The organism is Candidatus Nanosynbacter lyticus, assembly GCF_030253515.1.
Classification (GTDB): Bacteria; Patescibacteriota; Saccharimonadia; order Saccharimonadales; family Saccharimonadaceae; genus Nanosynbacter; species Nanosynbacter lyticus_A.
In genome coordinates this window covers 248,815-272,285 of record NZ_CP124549.1, presented here as the reverse complement: position 1 = coordinate 272,285, position 23,471 = coordinate 248,815, and the positions used below count along the sequence as shown (strand labels likewise).

General features: G+C 52.5%; 20 protein-coding genes. 2 read left to right on the top strand and 18 right to left on the bottom strand.

All coding sequences use genetic code 11. The features are described from left to right. Window positions 1–144: 144 nt before the first annotated feature. Together NLML1_RS01410 and NLML1_RS01405 are read left to right on the top strand one after the other, a co-directional pair. Complete coding sequence (locus NLML1_RS01410; RefSeq protein ID WP_285441780.1) at window positions 145–1,200, top strand: sigma factor-like helix-turn-helix DNA-binding protein; 1,056 nt, start codon at window positions 145–147, stop codon at window positions 1,198–1,200. 39 nt (window positions 1,201–1,239) lie between these two features. Further along, a complete protein-coding gene (locus tag NLML1_RS01405; protein ID WP_285441779.1) occupies window positions 1,240–3,930 on the top strand; it encodes a type IV secretory system conjugative DNA transfer family protein in 2,691 nt (896 codons plus the stop codon). A gap of 54 nt (window positions 3,931–3,984) precedes the next feature. Here the strand turns inward: NLML1_RS01405 and NLML1_RS01400 are convergent, their stop codons facing one another. The 18 genes from NLML1_RS01400 to NLML1_RS01315 all read right to left on the bottom strand — a co-directional run bounded on the left by NLML1_RS01400 (window position 3,985) and on the right by NLML1_RS01315 (window position 23,445). Further along, on the bottom strand, window positions 3,985–4,299 hold the full coding sequence (locus NLML1_RS01400) for a hypothetical protein (RefSeq protein WP_285441778.1): 315 nt from the start codon (window positions 4,297–4,299) through the stop codon (window positions 3,985–3,987). A 1,145-nt stretch (window positions 4,300–5,444) separates the two neighbouring features. After that, complete coding sequence (locus NLML1_RS01395) at window positions 5,445–6,362, bottom strand: cell division protein FtsQ/DivIB (RefSeq protein ID WP_285441777.1); 918 nt, start codon at window positions 6,360–6,362, stop codon at window positions 5,445–5,447. Beyond that, window positions 6,359–7,522: a UDP-N-acetylglucosamine--N-acetylmuramyl-(pentapeptide) pyrophosphoryl-undecaprenol N-acetylglucosamine transferase gene (locus NLML1_RS01390; RefSeq protein WP_285441776.1), complete on the bottom strand. Its 1,164-nt coding sequence runs from the start codon at window positions 7,520–7,522 to the stop codon at window positions 6,359–6,361. Before NLML1_RS01390 ends, NLML1_RS01395 begins: the two co-directional genes overlap by 4 nt. Then, on the bottom strand, window positions 7,455–8,738 hold the full coding sequence (locus tag NLML1_RS01385; protein ID WP_285441775.1) for an FtsW/RodA/SpoVE family cell cycle protein: 1,284 nt from the start codon (window positions 8,736–8,738) through the stop codon (window positions 7,455–7,457). Before NLML1_RS01385 ends, NLML1_RS01390 begins: the two co-directional genes overlap by 68 nt. Next, window positions 8,731–9,768 (bottom strand): phospho-N-acetylmuramoyl-pentapeptide-transferase, encoded by a 1,038-nt coding sequence (gene mraY, locus NLML1_RS01380; protein WP_285441774.1) that lies wholly within the window; start codon window positions 9,766–9,768, stop codon window positions 8,731–8,733. Before mraY ends, NLML1_RS01385 begins: the two co-directional genes overlap by 8 nt. A gap of 2 nt (window positions 9,769–9,770) precedes the next feature. Next, window positions 9,771–11,519: a peptidoglycan D,D-transpeptidase FtsI family protein gene (locus tag NLML1_RS01375; RefSeq protein WP_285441773.1), complete on the bottom strand. Its 1,749-nt coding sequence runs from the start codon at window positions 11,517–11,519 to the stop codon at window positions 9,771–9,773. 35 nt (window positions 11,520–11,554) lie between these two features. Further along, window positions 11,555–11,905 carry a hypothetical protein gene (locus NLML1_RS01370; RefSeq protein ID WP_162420547.1) on the bottom strand — a complete coding sequence of 117 codons (351 nt, stop codon included), beginning with the start codon at window positions 11,903–11,905 and terminating at the stop codon, window positions 11,555–11,557. 252 nt (window positions 11,906–12,157) lie between these two features. Then, window positions 12,158–13,078 carry a 16S rRNA (cytosine(1402)-N(4))-methyltransferase RsmH gene (rsmH, locus tag NLML1_RS01365; protein WP_285441772.1) on the bottom strand — a complete coding sequence of 307 codons (921 nt, stop codon included), beginning with the start codon at window positions 13,076–13,078 and terminating at the stop codon, window positions 12,158–12,160. A 416-nt stretch (window positions 13,079–13,494) separates the two neighbouring features. Beyond that, entirely contained in the window at window positions 13,495–13,863 is a 369-nt protein-coding gene (locus NLML1_RS01360) for a division/cell wall cluster transcriptional repressor MraZ (protein ID WP_171271021.1), read from the bottom strand. A 266-nt stretch (window positions 13,864–14,129) separates the two neighbouring features. Then, a complete protein-coding gene (locus NLML1_RS01355) occupies window positions 14,130–15,389 on the bottom strand; it encodes a glycoside hydrolase family 1 protein (protein ID WP_285441771.1) in 1,260 nt (419 codons plus the stop codon). 45 nt (window positions 15,390–15,434) lie between these two features. Continuing rightward, window positions 15,435–16,955 carry an ATP-dependent DNA helicase gene (locus NLML1_RS01350; protein ID WP_285441770.1) on the bottom strand — a complete coding sequence of 507 codons (1,521 nt, stop codon included), beginning with the start codon at window positions 16,953–16,955 and terminating at the stop codon, window positions 15,435–15,437. Window positions 16,956–16,957: 2 nt separating this feature from the next. After that, on the bottom strand, window positions 16,958–17,935 hold the full coding sequence (locus NLML1_RS01345) for a Kiwa anti-phage protein KwaB-like domain-containing protein (protein ID WP_285441769.1): 978 nt from the start codon (window positions 17,933–17,935) through the stop codon (window positions 16,958–16,960). Between the two features lie 45 nt (window positions 17,936–17,980). Further along, window positions 17,981–18,358, bottom strand: coding sequence for a hypothetical protein (locus NLML1_RS01340; RefSeq protein WP_285441768.1), 378 nt, complete (start codon window positions 18,356–18,358; stop codon window positions 17,981–17,983). Window positions 18,359–18,523: 165 nt separating this feature from the next. Next, the gene (locus NLML1_RS01335) at window positions 18,524–18,943 is read right to left on the bottom strand and encodes a ribonuclease H family protein (protein WP_285441767.1); all 420 of its coding nucleotides are present in this window, start codon (window positions 18,941–18,943) and stop codon (window positions 18,524–18,526) included. A gap of 27 nt (window positions 18,944–18,970) precedes the next feature. Next, window positions 18,971–20,632: a hypothetical protein gene (locus NLML1_RS01330; RefSeq protein WP_285441766.1), complete on the bottom strand. Its 1,662-nt coding sequence runs from the start codon at window positions 20,630–20,632 to the stop codon at window positions 18,971–18,973. A gap of 47 nt (window positions 20,633–20,679) precedes the next feature. Continuing rightward, window positions 20,680–21,837, bottom strand: coding sequence for a type III PLP-dependent enzyme domain-containing protein (locus tag NLML1_RS01325; protein ID WP_285441765.1), 1,158 nt, complete (start codon window positions 21,835–21,837; stop codon window positions 20,680–20,682). Continuing rightward, window positions 21,821–22,435, bottom strand: coding sequence for an HAD family hydrolase (locus NLML1_RS01320; RefSeq protein WP_285441764.1), 615 nt, complete (start codon window positions 22,433–22,435; stop codon window positions 21,821–21,823). The genes NLML1_RS01325 and NLML1_RS01320 overlap by 17 nt, the downstream gene beginning before the upstream one ends. Continuing rightward, on the bottom strand, window positions 22,432–23,445 hold the full coding sequence (locus NLML1_RS01315; protein ID WP_285441763.1) for a gluconeogenesis factor YvcK family protein: 1,014 nt from the start codon (window positions 23,443–23,445) through the stop codon (window positions 22,432–22,434). The genes NLML1_RS01320 and NLML1_RS01315 overlap by 4 nt, the downstream gene beginning before the upstream one ends. Window positions 23,446–23,471 lie beyond the last annotated feature (26 nt).

Sequence of the window (23,471 nt, the reverse complement as noted above, 5' to 3'; positions counted from 1 at the left end):
ATTGCAAAAATTGTTAAATACATGCTATAATTACGGCGTACTACACGACTTGCTTGACACGAAAATATTTTATTGTATAATAGCAATATCGTCATATATCAACATAACTTCTGAGGTGAGGCAGAGAGGATTTAACATAAAGCCATGAGCGACATACAAGAACAGAGCGCACCAGACAGGCAGCTTCGGCAAGCGGCCGAGGATGTCTTGGCGCAGATTCCGCAGGAGCGCGAGAAAGAGATTATTAGCCGTCGCTTTGGTTTATACGGCAATAAAGAGACGCTGGAACAGATCGGCGACATGCTCGGGATCACTCGTGAACGTGTCCGCCAGCTAGAGAAGGCTATCCTCGTTCGCCTGCGCCTGTTGGTGGCTGACGGCGGTATACCAAGTGCCTCGGCTGCTGAAAAGATGGTTACCTCACACCTGTCGGAAATGGGTCGGGCGGCACCATTACATAATCTCGCCAAGCACGTCCTCGGCCGAGATGTCACCGATAGCGAACGATCACACGTCGCCTTTATCGCCGAACTCAATCCGTCGATCAACATTATCACCGAGAACGATGACTATTACCACTCAGCCATCATCGGCACGCCAAACGACGAGAAGAATATCAAGAAGCAAGTTGAAGAAATTGTCAAAGCCATCAAACAGCACGGCCAGCCAGTCACTGCCGAGGAACTACACAAAACGCTCAATTACGAGCACCCATCCAACATTGCCGCGCTGGCCTCAATCAGTAAGAAACTAGCCCATCTCCGCGGCCTATGGGGCCTGGTCAAGTGGCCGCTCGTCAACCCAAAGACTATCCGTGACAAGATTTTCGTCATTCTCGACAGCAACAGCCAGCCAATGCACTTCTCGGACATTGCTAAAGCCATCAAGGACAGCGACTTCAAACGCAAAGATGTCACCATCCAAGCCATTCACAACGAACTCATCAAGGACAAACGCTTCGTCCTGATCGGCCGCGGTATTTACGCCCTCGAATCGTGGGGTTACGCTCGCGGTACCGTCGCTGACATCATTGCCAGCGTCCTACGCGAGGCCGGCGAGCCACTACACCGCGATGAAATCGTGAAGCGCGTCCTTGACAAGCGTCAAGTCAAAGAAACCACCATTCTGCTCAACTTGCAAGCCAAGCCGCAATTCCAACGCTCCGCCAAGGCCACCTACATTCTGGTCAGCGAAGCCTAGGTTTGCATTTATCTATAAGGGGTGAGATAATGAAATAGCATGGAAATTATCTCTTCGATGATTAGCTTTTTGACACAATGGTACGTCTGGATACCTGTCACAGCCGTGCTGTCGTTTTTGACGTGGCGCAATTATCAGCGAGCTGACGAGTTTGAGCCAACCGAGAGCGTGTTGTTAGTACTGGAAATCCCCAAAGCCAACGACAAGAAAGAACTAGCCGCCGAGCAATTATTCGCCAGCCTGCACGGCATCTTGCGCGACAAACGCGAACTCAAATTATCGGGCGGCCGGCAGGAGCATATCAGCTTTGAGATCGCCTCGGTCAACGGTCAAATTCGTTTTTATGTCTGGGTGCCCCGAACGCTGCAAAGTTTCGTTGAGGGACAAATTTACGCCCAGTACCCAACCGTTCAAATCCACGTCGCTAGCGAAGATTACACCGAGCACGAGCGCGAACACTCCACTGTGTACACCACTGAGCTAACTTTGACGGCGCCAGAGTTCTTGCCAATCCGCACCTTTCAAACCTTTGAAGTCGATCCGCTGGCGGGGATTACCGGCACGCTGGCCAAGCTAGAATTGACCGGCGAGGAACTCTGGGTGCAGGTACTCATCAGGCCGATCGCCGACAGCTGGCAACAGTCCGCTGATCGCTGGATCGCCAGCGTCAAGAGTGGGCATAAACTCATCCCCGGGCTCGGCGGGGGCGGCTTGCAGTGGATCGGTACGCTGCTCGAGGCTCTCTGGAGACCACCGGGCCAGGGAAGTGATGGCAAAAAAGCGCCCGAGCTGTCTGAGCGTGACAAGACGCGCGTCTCTGAGGCGGAGAAGAAAGCCACTAAATTGGGCTACGACGTCAAGATCCGCCTGGCATATCTTGGTGAAGATCAAACCAGCGCCAAGCTACATATGCAGGCGCTGGTCGGTGCTTTTAAGCAATTCAATTCAACCAATCTCAACGGCTTTCGCGCTGTCAAGGGTGCGTTCGGCAAGGAGTTCCTCGACAAGTACCGCAAGCGCGCGTTTTACGGTGATGGCTACATCCTCAATATCGAGGAGCTGGCCTCTGTTTTTCACTTGCCACACACCAATGTCGAGACGCCAAACATCGTCTGGGCCAGCGCCAAAACCGCTGAACCGCCATCCAAACTGCCTGTCCTGACCGGCAGCGACGCCAATGACGACCAAATTTCCGCCTTTGGCGTCACCAATTTCCGCGGTATCAACCATCAATTCGGCATGCTGCGCTACGACCGCTCGCGTCACGTTTACATCATCGGCCAGACGGGGGCGGGCAAGTCGGGGTTGCTAGAGTTATTCGCGCTCAGCGACATTTTTCACAACCAAGGCTACGCCATCATCGACCCGCACGGCGACTTCGCCATCAACAACATGAAATTCATCCCTGGCTCACGGCTGAACGACGTCGTCTATTTCAACCCGGCCGACACCGCCTATCCACTCGGATTCAACCCGCTGGAAGTCACCAACCCGAACCAAAAAACCAACATTTCATCAGAGGTCATCGGCGTTCTGAAGCGTATGTTCGGCGAGAGTTGGGGTCCGCGACTAGAGTACATTTTGCGCTACACCATCCTGGCACTGCTTGACCGGCCAGAGACGACCATGCTCGACATTACCCGCATGCTGACTGACAAGAACTTCCGCAAGGAAACGCTGGGCTATTGCCGCGACACCGTGGTCTTGCAGTTCTGGAATGTTGAATTCGCTAGCTGGAACGACAAGTTCGTCGCCGAGGCGGTCGCGCCAGTCCTCAACAAGGTCGGCGCCTTTACCGCCAACCCGATCATCCGCAACATCATCGGCCAGCCCAAATCCACCTTCAATATCCGCCAAATCATGGACGAAGGCAGAATTCTCATCGTTAATTTGTCCAAGGGCCTGATCGGCGAGGACAATGCCGCTATCCTCGGCTCATTCCTAGTCACCAAGATCCAGCTGGCCGCCATGAGCCGCTCGGACATTCCAGACATCCGCGACCGCCGCCCATTCTATCTTTACGTCGACGAGTTCCAGAACTTTGCCACCGATTCATTTGCCACCATCCTGTCTGAAGCCCGCAAATACGGCCTCAATCTGACCGTCGCCAACCAGTACATCTCACAGATGAACGAAACCGTGCGCGACGCGGTGTTTGGCAACGTCGGTACCATGATCTCGTTCCGTGTGTCTGCTGACGACGCGCCGATCCTGGCTAAGCAATTTGAGCCAAACTTTGAATCAGTCGACCTCTTACAAATGCATAATCGTAACTTCGTCATCAACATGGTCATCGGGGGAGAGAAGACCCCGGCCTTTTCCGCACGCACCCTCGAACTCCCGCCGAGCCAAGCCGACAACACGCCGCACATCATCGAACATTCGCGGCGCATGTACTCACGGAGCAGGGAAGACGTCGAGCGAGAAATTGCCGCCGTCATCATGCCGCCGCGCCCGCACAAGCAGCCCGCCCAACCGCGCCCACAAGCCGTCGCCGCAGCTGCACTAGCCCAGCCCGTTCAAATTAATCAAATAGACGCCGCTCAACCGACTCAAGAAAAGGCTAGCGCCACCACTAACACCCAACACCCCGTACCACAACCCGAACCCGTCACAGACAGCGGCGAAGTCATCTTGCAAATCCGCGGCAACAGCGCATTTGAATCAGCAGCTACCGACACCGCCACACCAAAGAAACGCCGACGACGACGGAAGAAGAGTACGACATAAGTAAGTATGGCTACACACCAGAGATTCCTCTAGATCATCTCATTATGAAAAACATTAGCTACCTGCAGTATCTCGATCGTCCTGGACATTTCTGTTTATAGAAGCACGAATAAGCTTGATGAGTTCTTGATCCCCTTTATAATCTTCCCCCTCCTCGATACAACGCATGATTTCCGCAAATAGTTTATCGTGGAGATCACGACTTTCTTCACTTAGCTCTCGTTCAGCAGGAGTATCATCTAGATCCCATTCGCGCAGTGCTGAATCAACAAAAAGATCCGCCCCGCCGTCTGGAGCATAGACCCTTGTTTTATCAATTTTTTTTATTCCGAAAAACTCCGATAGTCCCATATTATCTCCCTTTACCATTATTACGGTAGGTATTCTTTATTTAGTAACACTTATAATTATAGCGCATACGAAACGATAGGGGAGTAACCATAACTTAACGATAAACCCCCTTCTCAAACTAGAATTCAAGTTACTTGGAAAATATATAGAACAAAAAGAGAACTTATCGCATTAGCGGTTCAAGCGACTTTAGGCTGCCAAGATTACGCACATACAGGCTGTATCGTTGTATCGCAGTCCATATATAGCAAGCCTGGGTGAATACGGCAACGGGTACGATACCGATCAGAAGCGCTCAATCACCATAAAACATAAAACGCTGAGGTAAGTAAAATAAATCTAAGTTTTCAATAAATTCCGCAAAATCTCATTTAGTAGATTTATCCGTTAATCACGATAACAGCACGGGGCGTCCAATAAAGGGCAGTCAAAGCTAAGCTAACATTACATACAAAACAAAAAATATTATCGCGAAGAGACGGATAGAGCATGCGTCTTTTCGTAGATAATTTAATGTCGCACAAGGTAGCTTTTACGTATTATAGTTATTTTGATACACTGAACTTCGTTTTATACATACACTTAATATACCATTTATATTATAACTTTTTCGCCTAGCATCTCTTACGAGCGGGGGATCTCCTCCGGGTTTTCACCGCACTACGGTGAGTGCTAATACGGGATACGTTCAAGCTACCATAAACAAAACAGACCCCCATACTAATCACTTTCGACTTTCAATCGGGGGAGTTTGGGATACCTCCAGCGCCAGCGTCGTCTCCGCCTCTCAAATAAATATCGAGCTAGGCCTTACCAAACTTGAACGTCGTTACGGTCTAAAAAGCAACTCGTAGACTTTTCCACATCATAAGACACCGCCCAGCATGAGCATATGGCACTTGTGTACGAGGCCACGCACGACAAACACAGCATCCCGCGCTGGTTAAACCTACAAATATTTGACTTTTTCCTATTTTATTCCCCTGCTCTATTTTTTCCACAAGCACCCTATTTGATTTTTTACTATTTTGATATTATAATTATGTTTTTCTTAATCATCTGATAAACGAACAAAAAGCGAACTAATATCGTCGGGTGGCCTTGCCTCTACCCCATTGGCAGTGTAGCCCACGACCCGGCGGGACAGAGCTCACCCCTGCCCGCTACTTATAAAATACTCGCTGATTGACGCGCACATCGATATACGCAGGAGCCTCCCCTCTACTTTGAAAGAACGCCATAGCCTTGACCGCTTGCGCCACCTGTGCCGCCGCTTCCCTGTCGGTGGTCATTTTAATGCTGTATGGACGGCCCTTGATTGATAGAAGCGCCTGGCGAACGGTGTTTTGTGGCAGGATAATTTCCGTAACCTCTAGCTGGTGCTCACGAAAGCCGGCAACAGCTTGACCGAGAAAGCCGAGAAAGCGGCGATTAATGACCTCCTGGCCGGCAGCAGTCGGCACACCGCTCTGGTCTTTGACAATGACTGACGGCGAGCCCATGTAGGTGGTCGAGAATGTCACGCCTGCGTCGTCAACAAAATAGCTCTTATCACCAGAAGTCCACTGGACGACTGGCTGGCGAAAGGTAAGTTTGAGGCGCGGCCTGGCGAGCTGGTCAGCCTCGAGGCGAACCGTCTTGACCTCTGGGGCTTTCTCAAGGAAAAAACTAGCCAGCGACTGGTGATTCAGTACAAACAAGAATCGTTCGGCCGGACGTACGCTAAGGTATTCATCGATGAGGCCACGGTAACGATCGGCCTCTTTGGCACTGGCTGCGTCTGGCGTTTGCACCGAAACCGTGACGGTACATTGCCATGCGAGTAGACCAATGACAATAAGCACCAGCGCACTGCTGAGGAGGATAATCCACCGCGTCCGGCGACGCCGAGATTTCGCATGCTGAACCGTGCGCTCTGAGGTCTCGACTGGCGAGGTAGTGTGCCGAGTGTTGAGGTTGCGATTGCGGCGATAGGCTGTTTCAAATGAGCTGTCCTCATTAATCAGCGCCGCTTGACGACGAGCCGCAATTTCGCGGCGTGTGGCCAGCGTAGATTTTGCCCGAGAAAAGGGTAATTTCACCGACGTCTCCCCTGCCGACGAATGACAGTGAGGAGCATCGCTGCCATGTCTTTAGCGGCGTTGGGCTTCGCAAATGTACCGATGTTTCGTCCGAGGCCGGCCAAGATCCGCGGCGACTTGACGAGACCAATGACCTTCTTGCCCAGCACCTCTGGCGTCTGTTCCAGCGTCGACTCTTCAACGATCACTGCCGCCAGTGCGTCCTGATATACTTTGGCATTCTTCAGTTGATGACCAGCCGTCAACATACCATTCGGCACGATGACCGCTGGTTTATGCAGCGCCGCCAGCTCCAGCAGCGTCGTCGCACCAGCCCGCGCCACCACCACATCCGCTGCCGCCAACACTTCAGCCATACCGTGATTAACAAACGCTTCTAGTCGCCAGCCCGCCCGGCTATCAACACGCTCTTTCAGCTCGTCAAACTGATGCTTACCAGAGATCAAGAATACCGACGCCTCGGCCAGCAGCTGCTCGCGCGTGGCTACCACCGCTTCGTTGAGGCGCGCTGCCCCCAGTCCACCGCCAGTTACCACCACCAGTGGCCGCGCCGGATCGAAGCCAAGCTTCGCCTTTAGCTGTCGCCGCTCGGACGCACTGTACGGCCGAAACTCCTCAGCCACCGGGATGCCGACGTACTCCGCCTTGACGTCAGGATAATTATAATGCTCCAGCGGCGCCCCGGTGCCGATCTTGGCAGCAAATGGCGCCAATAGCCGATTAGTTAGCCCTGGATGCGCATCCGAATCATGCAGCACCAGCGGGATCTTCAGCAGCCGCGCTGCATAGCCAACCGGCAGACAGACGTAGCCGCCCTTGATAAAAATTACATCTGGCCGCCACCTGAGCAACTTACAAAAGCTCTGAATAAATCCAACCCCCACCAGAAAGATATCGCGCAGATTCGGTAGCAAAATTGACGGTCGAAGATGAAATGCCATACTTTTACCGTGGTAGCGGCGGATCTTGCCAGCGATAATCAGCTCAACCGGGATCGTCTCGTCAAACTTACTAAAAATACCGCGAGCACTAGCGCCAAACTTCCGATCACACCAAAACCGCAATTCGTGATCACCCGATGATCGCAACTCCTTACACACTGCCACGACTGGCGTAACGTGTCCGCCCGAGCCGCCGCCGACCGCCAAGATCTTTGCCACTTCCCTCTCCTTCCATTAATGGTTTGTGCGCCGTATAGCCCGACAATTGAAACGCCAGACCCAGCGCCGCTGCGATAAATAACATACTGGTGCCGCCATAACTGAGCAGCGGCAGTGAGATACCAGTCATCGGAATAATCCCCGTCATCGAGCCAATATTCATCAACACGTGCGACGCAACCCAGCCAAACACGCCCGCCACCACGAGCCGCAAGTGTATATCAGCCAGCCGCGACGTCACCTTGAGCAAACTCAGCAGCAACGCCGAAAACAGTGCCAAGATAACCAACAAACCGACAAATCCAAATGTTTCGCCCATCACCGCAAAAATCGAATCATTAATCGCCTCTGGCAGGTAGCCCGTCGCCTGCACGCTTTTACCAATGCCGAGGCCCAGTAGGCCACCCGAGCCGAGGGCGATGCGCGCTTGCTGGATGTGATAATTATTTTCATCCCGGCTGGCTGACTGATGCGTATCACCCTGAATAAAGGTCATCACGCGCTCGATGCGGTGCGGTGATGAGAACGTCAGCACCAACGCCGCAGCCGCGATCACCAGCACGATGCGCCGCAGTAGCCGAGCGTCCATCCCCGACACCGCTAACACCGACAGCACCAGCGCCACGAGCGACACACCCGTCCCCAAATCTTTCTGCAGCACCACCACCACAAACATCGACACCGCCATAATAATACTGAGTGGGATCAGCGTCTCGTTGATATCGTTGAGTTTGCCTTGGCGCACCCGCTTGGCCAAAAACCCAGCCACAAACAGTAGCAAGCCAAATTTCAGTAACTCCGCCGGCTGAAAACTACCCAGTCCGCCCAGATAAAACCAGCGGTACGCGCCGTTAGTGTCCGATGCAAATGGCAGATGTAGCAGCGCCCCGCAAACCACCAACAAGAAACAGGCCGCCAAACCCGCGATGAACAGTCGCTTGGCCCACGCCTCGGTCAACCACCGATACGGCAATATCGCCGCCGCCCCAAACGCCACCACAGCGGTGATGACGCTGGCCAGCTGCTTATTGAAAAAGAAGGTGTCGCTATAATTCGCACCGTGCGTATGATTCAGCACATTCGCCCGCTGCGGTCCCAACGCGTACATCACTACCAGCCCCAGCATCAATAACAGCCCCATGTACAGCACGATCTGATACATCGGCCGGTGGCGACGCACCGCCTTGGCGGTTGAGGTGGCAGTGCGGTTACGCAATATGGCCCCCCGCCAGAGCCAGCATCACGCCGATAAACGCCATCACGCAGCCAATCACCCAAAACCGCATCGTCACCTTGGTCTCTGGCCAGCCGCTGGCTTCTAGGTGATGATGGATCGGCGCTGACAAGAAAATCTTGCGCTTAAAGAGTTTTTTGCTCACAATCTGGATCAAGCTCGAACCCGCCTCAATCACAAACAACAACCCAATCACCGGCAGCAGCAGCAATGAATTAGTCAACATCGCCACTACCCCCAAACTTACCCCATAGGCAAAACTACCAACATCGCCCATGAAAAACCGTGCTGGATAGATGTTAAACCAGAGATAACTCAGTAGCACACCAACTACCGTGAAACAGAATCCCGCCAGCAATACTTGTTGTTGTAGCAAGGCAATCACTCCGAACGCCCCAAAGCTAATCCCCAACAACCCGCCAGCCAGTCCGTCCATACCATCAGAAATATTAACCGCGTTACCAGTCGCCACCACTGCAAAGGCAAACAGTGGGATGATCAGCCAACCAATCGCCACGTCACCCATGAACGGTACATGGAAGCTGGCCACGCCCAGCTTGACATAGAAAAACCAGCCAAGGACGATGCCGATAAGCATAATCAGCGCAAATTTCACCGGACTACGTAAGCCGGCTGCACCACCACCCAGCCCGCGTAGATTAATAACATCATCAATAAGCCCAACCGCGGCACCGCCAATCAACGCTGCGAGTGGCAGCCATGTCTGCGCTCGATCTAAATTACAAAAGAACGTCACCACAAAAATCGAAATAACACCGATAATTCCAGCCATTGTTGGAATATTTCGCCGCAATTTTGCCGCTTGGAATTTAGCAAAAACCTTCAACTCTTTGCCGTCGGTACTCTCCGAGCGCTGCCGCTTCCAGAACCGATACCGATAGGCAAAAAACGTATAAATCGGCGTCAGGAACATCGCCAATAAAAACGCCCCAACGCTCAGTAAAAATACGTGTGTCAATTCGTTGGTCATTGTTTGTAAAGCAGTTGCCATGGCTATCCCTTCGGTGCTAATTTCATATAATCAATCATCCAGTTGGAGATATCAGTAAAAATTGGTGCAGCGTGAATGTTACCCTGTAAGTTCTTGCGCTTGCCAGGCGCCGCGACACGTACCATTATGACATACTCGGGGCGATTTGCGCCACCATAGCCGATATACGTCGCTACCGTCTCGTCCATAGTATAGCTGCCATTGATCAGCGTCTCTGAGGTGCCGGTCTTGCCGCCGACATCATAGCCGGGCTTGTCTTTATCGGGCATACGCTGATTGAGGACCGCCCGCGCCGTCGACAACATGCCCCGCATCGTGGCTGATGATTGCTCAGAAATCGTCCTGCGCAGTAGCGAAGCGACCGTTGGCTTCAGGCCGCCATTGACGTCCACCGTTCCAGCCACCACCGTCGGCCGAAAATACTGCCCGCCATTCACCACCGAACAAAACGCACTAGCTGCCTGTACCATCGTCGCATTCATACCCTGCCCGAACGTAATATTCGCGTAATTCACCTCCGCCCCCGGCCGATTCGGCGCGTAGAGCAGCCCCGGCGCCTCCGCTAGCTCAATCCCCGTCGCCTCACCAAACCCAAACTTATCGTGATAATACTCATACAGCGTCTGCCGCGCACTCGGGGTGATCGTCGACCCGTCACCCAGCCGCCGCGCAATCGTGATCATGCCGACGTTGAGCGAATTGTTAAACGCACTCTGCATGCTCGTCGTGCCGCTGAGGCCCCTCAGAGCATTACATATTTTCCGATCCCCCACCTCGGTACAATCAGTGTTCAAGTACGTTGTCTGCGGCGTCACCACACCCTTATCAATCCCCGTCGCCATGCTGAATGTCTTGACAATTGACCCTGGCTCAAACGGCAGCATTGTCGTTGCATTACTAAATACCGCTGCGTCTTTCTGCTTGGCATACTCAACGGGATTATACGTCGGATAATTGGCCATCGCCAGCACTTGCCCATTATTCGGATTCATCACCATCACGCTGCCCTCGGTCGCGCCGGCCTTTTCGATCCCTCGTTTGAGCGCTTCTTCGGCGTGACTCTGCACATTTCGATCAATCGACAGCGCCACATTCTCGCCCGACTTCGCCTCGACACGCACATTGTCTTTGCTCAGCGTCAGCGGCACATTACGCACATCCGCCACTGTTTTGAGGAGGCCATCACGACCCTTCAGTTTATCATTCAGCGCCCCCTCGACCCCATACTGACCCTTGCCCTCGGCATTCACAAAGCCTAGCACCTGCGCTGCCAACTGCCCCTCTGGGTAGTTACGAATCGAGCCCTTTTGGTACAAGATACCGACAAAATCCTTGGCCTTTAACTTCTCGGCCTGGGTGCGCGTGATGTTGCGCGCCAACACTTCGTAGCGAGAGGTGGTGCGCTCCAGCCGCTTGGCCGCGTCACTCACTACCTCGCCGCCCGCGATTTCCTGTAGCGCCGCGATAATTTGCTGACGCTGCTCTTGCTTGACCGTCTGCGGATCAGCGATCACCGTATAGACCGTTTGGTTAAGCACCACGGGGACGGCCGTACCACCATCCATCATATATAGCTTGCCCCGCTCGGCCGGAATGATGAAATGCCGCTGCTGGCTAGCCTGCGCCAGTGATACGTATTCGCTGTGCTTGATGACCTGTAGATAAAACAGCCGCATCACAAAAATCGCCATCATCCCCAACAGAATGATAGCGAGTACGCCGGTTCGAGATTGCGTTAAGTGACGTTTCATACCGCTTGTCCTATTGTACCACTTTCACCCCCAGGCTAGCGAGCATAGTTCGTCTGCGTCGGTGTTTTCATCGCCGATGCAACATTGCTGTGCTTGACCTTTTCGAGCGCCGTCAGCCGCGCATTCTGCACCTCTAGCTCTGACTTTTTCGTCGCCAGCTCATTCAGCTGCGAATCCAGCCCCTCCGCCTCGTAACCATAGGCCGTCGTCTTGGTCGCCTGCGTCAAGTACACCAGCCCCAGCACCATGATCATCAGCGCCACCAGCACCGTATGCGCCACTGGCCCGAGCTTGGTCTGTGATCGAAAACGAGTAGCATTCTGGTTACGGCGAAGCTGCGGCCCAGGACGACGCGGCGTAAATGTGGTGGATGAGCGTGTGTGCATAAATAATTTCTGTGTGTGTTTAATTTGTTACGGTTTAATGCTTTTGGTGGCGCATCATAAAGACACGGAAAACACAGCCGGCCGGCCCGCCCTCACCCTAGGAGAGCGAGCCGCCGAGCTTGCATACTTTTTCCGGGAAAACTATCAAGCGAGCTTACTTAGCCGCGGCGTACCGCAACGGTCTCAGCTGCTTCTGCATCCTGGAATTGTACTTTGATGTGGATTGGCATGATGTCGCCCTCCTTTTTTTGTTTATGTTTTTACGGCGTAGCGAAACTGAGCGCTTCGACTGCGCGGATTGTGAACATCTTCTGTTCCAGACACCGGTTTTTTCTCTGGGACGCTCAGCTCGGCCTCGTAGCCGGCAGCTGCTTGCTCCCAGAAATATCGCTTGACCAATCGATCCTCCAAGCTATGAAAGCTAATTATTCCAACGCGCCCGCCCTGGTTAAGAAGGCGTGGCAGCAGCGGCAATAATTCTTCAACCAGCCGAAGTTCGCGATTGACCTCAATGCGCAGTGCCTGAAAGGTGCGAGTCGCCGGATGATGTTTCATCCCGCCGCGACCGACAGTGTGCTTGATCAGATCAGCCAGCTCGGTCGTTCTCCGAATCGGCCTGGCGCTAACAATTGCCTGCGCAATCCGCCTGGCCCGTCCGGGATTTTCCTCACCGTAACGAGTAATCAGCCGCGTCAGTTCATCAACCGAATACGAATTGACGATATCCGCTGCTGTGATTTCCGTCCGATTATCCATCCGCATATCCAGCGGCCCGTCAAACCGAAACGAAAAACCTCTCTCTGCTCTGTCAAGCTGCGGTGACGACACCCCCAAATCAGCCAAAATCACGTCAAATGTACGTCCCTGCTTGACCAAATCCTGCGCTGCGCTCACAAAATCCTTGTGAATCAGCATAGCGCCTTTTTCAGCCAAATCGCCCAGCGTGTTAATCGCGTTATCATCACGATCAACCAGCACTGCGCCCAAGTAATTATCCGTCCTCTGTAAGAATTCCCTGGCATGGCCGCCGTAGCCAGCCGTCAGGTCGAGATACCTCTCGCCTCTGGCTGGCCGCAACCTATCCAAGGTCACCTCAAGGAGTACGGGAACATGAATCGGTTCGCTCACTTGAAGCGCTTCCGACTGTGGTGGATGTTCTTTAATACTCATCATTGCTTTATTGTAGCAGTCAGGTGCAAGATTTTCGAGATTTATCTCCGTACAGCGATTGCAGCCCAAGCGACCTTAAGTCGCCTGGCGCGTAAAGAGGAGTAAATCTCGACAAATCGCCGCGGCTGACACCACAACGTATAGCAATGCTCGAGATCACCTAACTGGATATTTAATTCTGGCTATTTTGTATTTGTGTTTTGTTTGTTTTTGTTGTCTAAGAGTGGAAATAATTGATTGTCGGTGACAACCATAGTTTCCAAAAGAGACTTATGTGTGAGGTGGAGTTTTTTGGGAGGTGTTTTGAGGAAAGAACGTTGCCGTTTTTATCGTGGAGCAAATTGCCACCTGCCATCTTCAAATACCCAGATAGTTGATCTCGAGAGGTTTTCAAATTGTTAAAGTACTAGACCAGCTAATCAATCCGCATTCTCAGCCGCCATCAGCCGAAAATACGCGCCCGCCCGCACCGCCACGACTTCCCGGTCAATGCCAGCATAGTCGAGTAAATGCTGTTCAATCGTCACTCGCCCCTGTTTCTGGTCGAGCGCCGAGGCGGTTTTACCGCGGCGAAACTTGACGTTCAGGTCGGCCACGCGCTCATCCAGAATACTTCCGGTCAGCGCGCCCTCCACTTCCCGATCCCAGACTTGCTGTGGATACAAGTGAAGATAGTTGCCAAACCCGCGGGTCAACACGACGCCGGACGCAAACTCTGCCCTGAGCTCGGCCGGGATCGTCAAGCGCCGCTTGTCGTCCAACTTTCGCTCAAAGTAATCTGTCTGCACGTCGTCCTTCCTCCGTGGTAGATTAGTTGGTTTTTCGTAGTGGATGTTTGTTTTGGTTGGTGTTACCCGCCAACATTCGTTCCACTGATTCCACTATACTACCCACAACTACCCACATGCAAGCCTTTTTACCCACTTTCTACCCATTTCCCTATCAAACAAAAACTTTTCCACGATTCTGTGGAAAAGTCTAGTGGCATAACACGATAGCAGAACACCATCTCACCAGTGCCCCTCAGCCCCAGAGTCAGCTTATGCGAGACAAATCACTTCCGCAGCTTCTTGATCACCGCCGCAAACCAGCGTGCGCTTGGCCGTACCGTCCGGGCCATGGTCTGCCGATCGACTGCCACCAGACCAAACTTTGGCCAGTATCCCTTGTCCCATTCAAAATTATCGAGCAGGCTCCAGTGTAAATAACCGATTAGCTTAATATCACGCTTCAGCGCCTCGTGCATCGCTTTGATCGTCTCGGTCAGCCACCACTGCCGTTGACTATCAGTGCCGTCCGCCAGCCCATTCTCAGTAATCATAATTGGCAATTGATAGCGCTCGGCCACATCCTCCAGTAGATACTGCAATTTATCCGGCTGCATATCCCAACCAAGATCACTGACCTTCAGATACGGATCATGCGCCCGATAGCCATAAATCCGCCGGGCAAAGTAATAATTAATTGCCAAATAATCACTGTGCCGCCGCACTCGACGCAGCATCCACGTGTTCAGGAAATAATGTGCCACCCGCGCACTAGCACGACTAAGAATCGCGTCATCGCCAGGATAGCAATAGATCAGATGGTGCGCCATCGACACCTTCCACTTTTTGCGAGCACGCGTCAATTTATACACTTTTTTATGCGCCGTAACGAGGTTACAGAGCACGCGCAGCATATCACACTTGCGAGTTTTATTCGGCGGCCAATGCCCCTCGAGGTAACTCTCACCAGCGTACACGGTCGGCTCGTTAATCGTCACGATCCACTCGATATCGCGCCCCAGCTCGCTCAAAACTTTTTCGACATAATACACGAAATATTTGATGTTGCGCCGCTTTTCAAAACCGCCTTTGGCCATAAACCACTCCGGCAGCGTAAAGTGAAACAGCGTCACCACCGGTGTAATACCCATCTTTTTCAGCGTCCGTAGATACGTCCGATAGTGGGCAATCGCCGCCGCGTCCCACGCGCCCTCTTGCGGCTCAATTCGTGCCCATTCGATACAGAACCGAAAGGCATTCATGTTGAGACTCTTGAGAATCGCGAAATCTTCCTCGTAGCGATGGTAATGATCGACACCCCGCCCCGATACGTAGTTGTCAGGCCTGGTCGCCTCTTTTTTGATGCGCGGCCAGCTGTCAAGATCACCAAATTGATGCGGTGCTTGCACGGACAGCCGCTTGGCATGTTCGAGCTCCCACGTCGTCCACTGATTCACCAGGCCACCCTCGACCTGATGCGCCGACGTCGCTACACCCCATAAAAACTTCTTTGGAAACACGATGCGTTCAGATTGCTTCGTTGTCATCAATGTATATTATACCAAGTTATCAGCTCATCTGCCAGCCTGGGGCTACTGCACCACATCCTCCCCAAAATGTTTCTGCAGCCGCATGCGAATTGAGCCTTCGTGGCGACCAAGTTTTTGGCTAAGCTGCTGGATGGTCGCGCCTTGTAAAAATTCCTGTTTGAGGATGTCGTCGTCGGCTTTTTCCCACGGCATGTACGCTTTCGGATGTGTCTCGCGCATTTTGGCAATCTTTTGCTGCCAGCTAGCGGACTGAGGCTTTTTGCCAGATTTTTTCGGCACTGACTGCTTTCGCTTCATGTCCTCCAACATCGGACGATAGTGCTTGGCCGCTTCATCACTTGCTCGCTGCAATACCTCGTCAATCGCCAACGCATCCGGCGAGACTTCCAGTGCCTTGCGGTTAATACCGTAAAGATACAGATTATCGAGATCACGCACCCGGCTGAGAGCTACATAACCCATACCTTCAACAAACGCCTTTCTCAGGTCAATCCGAGCCGCATCCAAGGTCATACCCTGACTTTTATGCACCGTGACAGCCCACGCCAGGCGCAGTGGCACCTGGGAAATACTCGCCCGCTTACGCTCACCGTCACGCAGCTCCCACACATCCGGTACCATGGTTACCTGCTGTCCACTACGAAACTCCACTATCGGATAGTCCGTCAGCGGCTCAAAATCCACCACCGTGCCGATGCTACCATTGGCGTACAATTTCTGCGGCGAATTTTTCACGGCCATCACCAACGCACCCGGTTTCAACACGAGTTCACTCGGCGCCAACACCGACCGTTGCAAGCTCTCGACGTATACCTTCGAGCCAGTCGTCGTCTGCTGATACGTCCGCTCCTCGCCCACCAGCTCTGCCAACTTCTGGCTGTTAATGGCATCGACATCAACATTGACGGTGTGTAGTTCGGTGATATCACCATCAGGCGGCTGAACTTCCGTTCGCGCCAGCAGCGTCTCGGCATGATGCCGCCTAATATCGTCATGTCTCAGCGCCGTCAAAATCTTGAGGAGCTGCTCGTCATTCTGCCGGTATTGCCGTTCCAGATACAACACCGCCGGCTGCAATTCCTGCCATGCCTCCGAATACACCACGAAGCCGCCGCCCTGCTCGCCCGGACGGTTGATCGGCGGTAATTGGAAAAAATCACCACTCATCACCAGCTGCACACCGCCAAATGGCTGGTCATTTTCCCTGACACCACGCAGCACCCGGTCAACCATGTCCAACCGAAAATCATGCAGCATGGAAATCTCGTCAATAATCAACACATCAGTCTTGGTGATCACCTCACGCCGTGTTTTTGACAGCCGATCAAAAAAGTTGTTCGCGAGCTGATCACTGACGCCAGTGCCGCTCCAACTGTGAATGGTATTGCCGCCCAAATGCGTCGCCGCCAGCCCCGTCGTCGCTGTTACCGACACCTTTTTACCCTGGTCACGCGCCTGTGCAATAAACGTGTTCAACAGGTGCGTTTTGCCCGTCCCAGCCGCACCCGTTAGTAGCGCCGACCGACCGCTCATCAAAATCGCCAGCGCCAATTCTTGATCCATACTTAACCTCGCGGCGGTTCGCCTTCTGGCTCACCCAACAGTTTTTTCGATTTAATTTCGTAGCGCTTGCCGGTAATTTTACTCTCGATATAATCCTCATTAATCAAGTTCACAAACATGTCGAGGTCATTGCCATCCATAATGATAATCGCGCCATTATCATCACTCATCAGCTCCAGCTGCATCTCGTCAGCATAGTCCAGCACCTGCTCCTGCTTGACCTCGCCGATCTCCAATTTCTGCAGTTTATTGATGGTCTTTTTGCGTTCCTTGACCAGCGCATTTAGATCCAAGCCTTCTGGAAAACTCAACTTATATTGCTTTTCAATTTCCGCTACCTTCTTATCGGCAATCACCTGCTTCTTATACTCATAGCCAAACATCCGCTCAAACTTCGAAGGATTAAAGGCGAATATATCCTGACCGATGATCAGCACCTGGTTATCATCTGGCACCTTAAAGCCAACTTCCGCCTTAAACGCACCAAACTTGCCGTCAGAAAACTCCCACGCCAGCGCGCTTTTGAGCGTCTGCCCCTGCTGAATTAACTTAACCGTATAAAAGATTTTTTCTGGATCATTCGGATCAGTAAACCGCGCTATCACGCCTTTCATTCGCTTAAACTCATGCTCAGTTTCCGAAAACTCCACAATGTCGCCGCGCTCATGCTCAATCAAATGAATCAAGGTTTCCGCCCGGCCAACCTTGTCGAGGTCTGTGCGCAGTAGCACATTGTCTTCCGCTTCACTCAGTTCATAATCCCGCACGCTAAGGCCAGTGCCAGCGCCCAAATTAACCTGATTGATATAATCAAACAAAAATAGTGGCCGGAGCTGCTGCTCGACATCGCCCTTCAGGGGCATAAAATACGGCGTGTAATTTTTATTAAACAAAAACAGCTCAATCTGTAAGTCATTCTTTTTCGCATCAGTTTGATTCGCCCACAAAAAAATATCAGTCGTTTCCCTCACTTCTTCCATGAGGGTAATTATAGCAATTTTTGACCCAAGTAGCTAGATTGATGCTTATCCAAAAATTCGGTTACCAATTTTACGTCGCGCCTGCGCTAGTAACTTAGATCCAAACACTAATTCGTGTGGATTATTAAAACGCTCCAATTTTTCCGGACTCTCTGTCAATAGAATGCCGAGCGCTAACGCGGCCATTTCCAAGCACCGGTCTGTCTCTTGGCGCCCAAAAGTTGACTCTAATCGCTCAGTTCCATCAATCTGACCAATAACCAAGCCAAATCCGTCCCTTACTTCCGGTGCATTCCACCCCGATACTGTACCCTTCTCTGAATACATTTCAGACGGTAACTGCATAAATTTGCTTTTAGTCGGACCGACTTTAGCTGCTAATGTATCGTGAAGGCCGCCATCGCTCACGCCCCCCCCTGACACACAAAATATCATCCTCACACTTCATTGCAGTTATCACACCAATCCTCGCCATTGAGGGCAGCTCGGGGAACTCAAAGAAAGTTGTTAAATCAAATTGAACATGCTGCGGCATTTTATCTTTGTAGAACATGTGTTGATATTACCATATTTTTATATTATTGTCAATTATAGCCGCTCGCCTAGCCGCGCCCGATTGGCCCACTCATCCGCCAGCTCATTCCCTTCGTCGCCCTCATGACCACGCACCCAGCGGAGTTCCGCCTGCGACTGCACATATAACTCGTATAATTCCTGTACGATATCCAAGTTCTTAATCTCGCCACCCTTCTTTGTCCAGCCGCGCTTTTCCCAACCCGGCGCCCACTTGGTCACCACATTGATCCAAAACTCGCTATCAGTATAAATCACACACGGCACACCGTCCGCGTCCTGAAGCGCCGCAATCAGCGCCTTGCCTTCCATGCGAATATTGGTCGTCTCGCCGTCCTCTGAACCTAAGATCCACGGCTCAAGATCACGGATGACTGCGAAGCCACCCGGACCAGGGTTGGGGCTAGCCGAACCGTCAGTGTAGTAAATCGTCATATTCTGATTATACATAGTTTGCCGGGCCTAGGCGAGTTCATGCTGCAGGAAATGCCACAAATCCTCTAAAAATGCATCACGCGCCGGGGTTGAGCGCTCGTTTACCATGAGATCATGGCTGGCATAGTCGCGCCGCTGATGGATCTGCCTAAGCAGCTGAGACATCGTTTGAGCAATGGAATGTTTATCTTTATCAGGAACGGATCCCTGCTGCTCCAATTGACGAATATATTTATAAATTATGTGCGCCACCTCCCCCGTCCGCGATCGCCGCCGTTCGTCCTCGGTGACAAATTGCACTTCGACCGGCACGCCCTTGTCTAATCCTGGATAATCCATCAGGAAAGTCACTTTAGAGACCTGATATTTCTGACCGCGCTGCTTTACACTTTCATCATCCTGGACCATAAACTCGCAGCGCCCTATATCAAACCCGCGTTGCTCCATCTCCTGGCGCACGGTAGTAACATAATCCACCGTACCGTGAACACAAATAGCACTGGATTTACTGGCGGCCTTTTTCAAATCAAGCACCGGAGTTGTATCAATCCGCTCCAAAAACTTCACAAAATCATGCGCCTGAGCTTTCACATTCTTTGATATAACGGTCAGGCCGAGCACGTCCATCGGCGTGTACTCCGGTTTGCCATTCTGACGAGCTTCATGCACCTTGGCTGCCCATGACCCCACGGTTTTCAAGCGATATTTTCCATAGACCAATTTACCATTTTGCGCCACAAAATCCCCGATGTGAACCGACCGGTTCGGGCATGATTCTTCACTACGCGGACCGACCGCCGCTTCGGTGATGATTTGAGCATCGAAAATTGCACTTACCAGATTACGCACACCGGCTCGGCGAATTGTCTCATACTGCTCACGGATATCCTTAACCAGCTCATGCTTACCCTGTCCTTTCAGCCGAATGATATGCGCCTGTGAACGCAGGCTTGCCGCTAGCCCGTCAAATCCCATCACTTCACATAGCGGTGCATAGAATGATTCCGCCTCCAAAACATCCTGTAATTTAGCAGACTCACGCGACGATGACGGATAGCGCATATTATCAAGTAACTCGCAGGCCTTGATGATCACCGCCTCGATATTGGTGTTATCTAGGAACGCAGCCATCTGCTCCACATCAACAAATGGCTCGATCTGCCGCCATGCTTCGGCTGGTACCGCACCTTCGTAACGATCCGTGATAATCTCTCTGATGCTTTCAGGAATAGCATTAGCCACATCCAGTCGGTGCTGGCCAGAAGCCTCTTCTACTAGAATAAAGTCCACTAGTAGTGACGCTATATATAAACCCTGCGAATCTGTTATCTCAATCTCAGGATTCGTAAATACATCGGCCAGAGCCAAGCCAGCAGCCTGTCGACGCTCCGGTGTACACTTCTGACTGTCTCTGTTATGAAAGCGGTCAGCCACGTCATGCAGCAGCACGGCATGAATTGCCTCAGGCGGTAGTTTCAAACCGGCAAACTCCTCCACCAGTTTCATCGTTCGCTCAGCATGCTCCACCAGATCCTTTCGTTCATTCACACCTTCACCTTGAAAATACCCCTCGAGTGTCAACTGAAAAGGAAACTCGAGAGACGGACGCTCAAGGTCAATTATTTCTTCGATTTTTTGTGGCGCGCTCAGCTCTAACTGCTCACTGCGCGAAGAACATAATTCACTCATAATTCAGTTCGTTATCAAACTGGGCTATTATAACAGATGAATTAAATTTAGTCAATAAAATAGGTGCCGGCGTCAGGATAAGCATTGTACTGTTTCAGCGACATACTCTGGCAATACGCCCCGGCGTCAAAGATCACCAGCTTATCGCCGATCTCCGCCCGCGCCAGCCGCCGCGATGCGAGGTTCTCTGGGTTGCTTGGCGCTGGTGTTAAGATATCGCCCGTCTCACAGCAGTGCCCCACCACGATGTACTCCCGCTGCTCCTCGCGACCCGGCAGTATCATCATCTCGTGCTGCGCACCATACATCCCTGGCCGTGTGATGTCATTCATGCCGGTATCAAGGCGCAAAAATGTATGACCATCCGCACCGGTATCAACGATGTCTACCACCTCTGCTACCAGCACGCCAGCGTGCGCCACCAACCACGTTCCTGGCTCAATTTCTAGGTGTAATCGCCGCCCAGTTTCCTCAGCGAACTGAGCTAATTTCTGAGAAAACACCTCGCAAATTGCCGTCAGGTCCGCCTCTTGCTCGTCACCGAACCGATGCACCTTAAAGCCACCGCCAATATCCAGAGTAGTCACTTCCGGTAGTCGCCTGACGAGCGCTAGGGCTGCGTCCATTGCCTCGCCCCACAACCGCGGATCAGCACCCGAGCCGATGTGAATATGCAGCCGATCAATCATTATGTCATGACGCCTCGCTAACTCCAGCGCCTGCTCGGTATAGGCGTGCCACAGCCCAAAACTGGAATTAACCCCACCGGTCATCGTCCGATTATTATGCCCCGAACCCATGCCAGGATTGAGCCGCAGGCCGACCGTATTTGGGCGGTATGGACTCGAGGCAACCAGCTCTAATTGACGAAGCGACGTCGCCACGTAACGCACACCAGCCTGGAGTAACTCATCAAGGTTGTGCGCTGGCTGCTGGCTAGAGAGGCTGATCGTTGAGCCGCTCACCCCTTGCTTGAGTAATAGCGCCGCCTCGTAGCTTGAGCTAGCGTCAAACTGCAGCCCCAACTCATCAAACAGTCGTATAATTTCGGGATGCGAATTTGCCTTGGCAGCATAACGCACCGTCAGGCCAAACGGCACTCGGCACGCCAGCGCCTGCCGGGCCCGCTCTTCTAGCATCCGCCTCGAATACACAAAGCTCGGCGTATCAAGCACTTTGGGTAGTTGATCAATTGGAAAGTTCATACCTATCTACTATCTCAGGAATCTGGCCTAACGCTGTCGCCACTGGCCACGCTGGATGCTCTGGCACCGCAATGCCGTTATATTCTGCCGTTTGAATAAACCGCACATTATCAGGCAGATCACCGCCGATTGGCTTATCATCAACCATCCATACCTCGCCAGTCGGACACTGCTCGCGGAAATAATCACCTTTCGGCTGTAATGTAGTGATAATTTCTGTCCCTTCAAGCGATGGACACAGCGCCGCCTTGAATCGCTGGTAATTCGCCGGCCCATAGGTCAAGACATGCACCGTTCCACGCTGCCTGGCCCAGGCTACCACCTCAGCCACTCCGTCGTATTCCATTCGCCCATCAGCCAGCGTCGACTGAAGCAGGAATGCGAATACCGCCTCCTCTCCGAGTCCCGCCGCCCGTACGTGCGCCGCAAAATCATAATAGTACGCTTTCTCAGTGCGCACATGAAAGTCCGTTCGCCGCGCCAGCTCTACCTCGCTATCAATGCCAAACTGCCGCCCAAGCAGCCCCCACTCTGCCGCATCCAATTCGCTCGTCCGAAACAAGGTGCGATCAAGATCAAGAAACAGATTCAAACTCATGAAAAGTAAATCCTCATGAGTTCTCGCGCAATTCTATCACTGTCGTGACGGATCAGACTACGCAGCGCCGCCAGCGGATCGGCCTTTTTATTGTGCTGGCGAACGCCGTTAGCGATCAGGTGCTTGCCCGAAGCATAATAATGCTTTTTCTTCAGCTCCGCCTCGTCCCATTCCACCAAATATTCACCATTGTGCGCGTATTTGTCAAGCAGTGCCTGTGGCGGACGATAATTGTTATACAGTACATAATCCATGCTCACCCCAGCAAACCGCTCAATTTCATCGACAAAGTCCGCCACCGTAAAGCCGTCGGTCTGCGTCGGCTTGGTCACGAGATTACAGACATACACTTTCTTGGCCTTGGTTTCAGCCAAAGCCCGCGTCACACCGCGCACCAGTAGCGCTGGCGCCAGACTACCGTACAGCAGCCCCGGCGCTACCACCACGAGATCAGCGTCGAGAATCGCCCGCCGAGCATGCGGATTAATCGTTGCTGGCGGGCTGAGTTCTAGCCACGGCCGCTCATCGCCTGGAATATTCGTCACCTCGATGGCGTGCTCGCCCTCAACGACCGTACCGTCACGCAGCCTCAACGATAGCTTGGTATCGTCCAGCGTGATCGGAAATACCCGTCCATTTACGCCGAGCACCTCGCTGGCCGTCTCGACCGCTTGCGAAAAACTCCCCGTCATCTTTTCCAGCGCTGCCATGAACAAATTACCAAATGCGTGCCCCTTCATACTACCCTCGTCAAACCGGTAATTGAACAAGTCGCGCACCTTTGGCGAACTGCTCAGCGCCACCAGGCATTGCCGCACATCACCCGCCGGCAACACGCCTAGCTCATCGCGCAGCATGCCCGTCGAGCCGCCGTCATCAACCATGTTGACCAGCGCCGTGATACTATGGGTATACTTTTTCAAACCCGACAGCAGCGTGAAACTACCAGTTCCGCCGCCGATTACTACAATTTTTACTCCGAAATATTCTCTACTCAATTCGTATGTCATGCCCGCATTATAGCACTTCAGCGAGG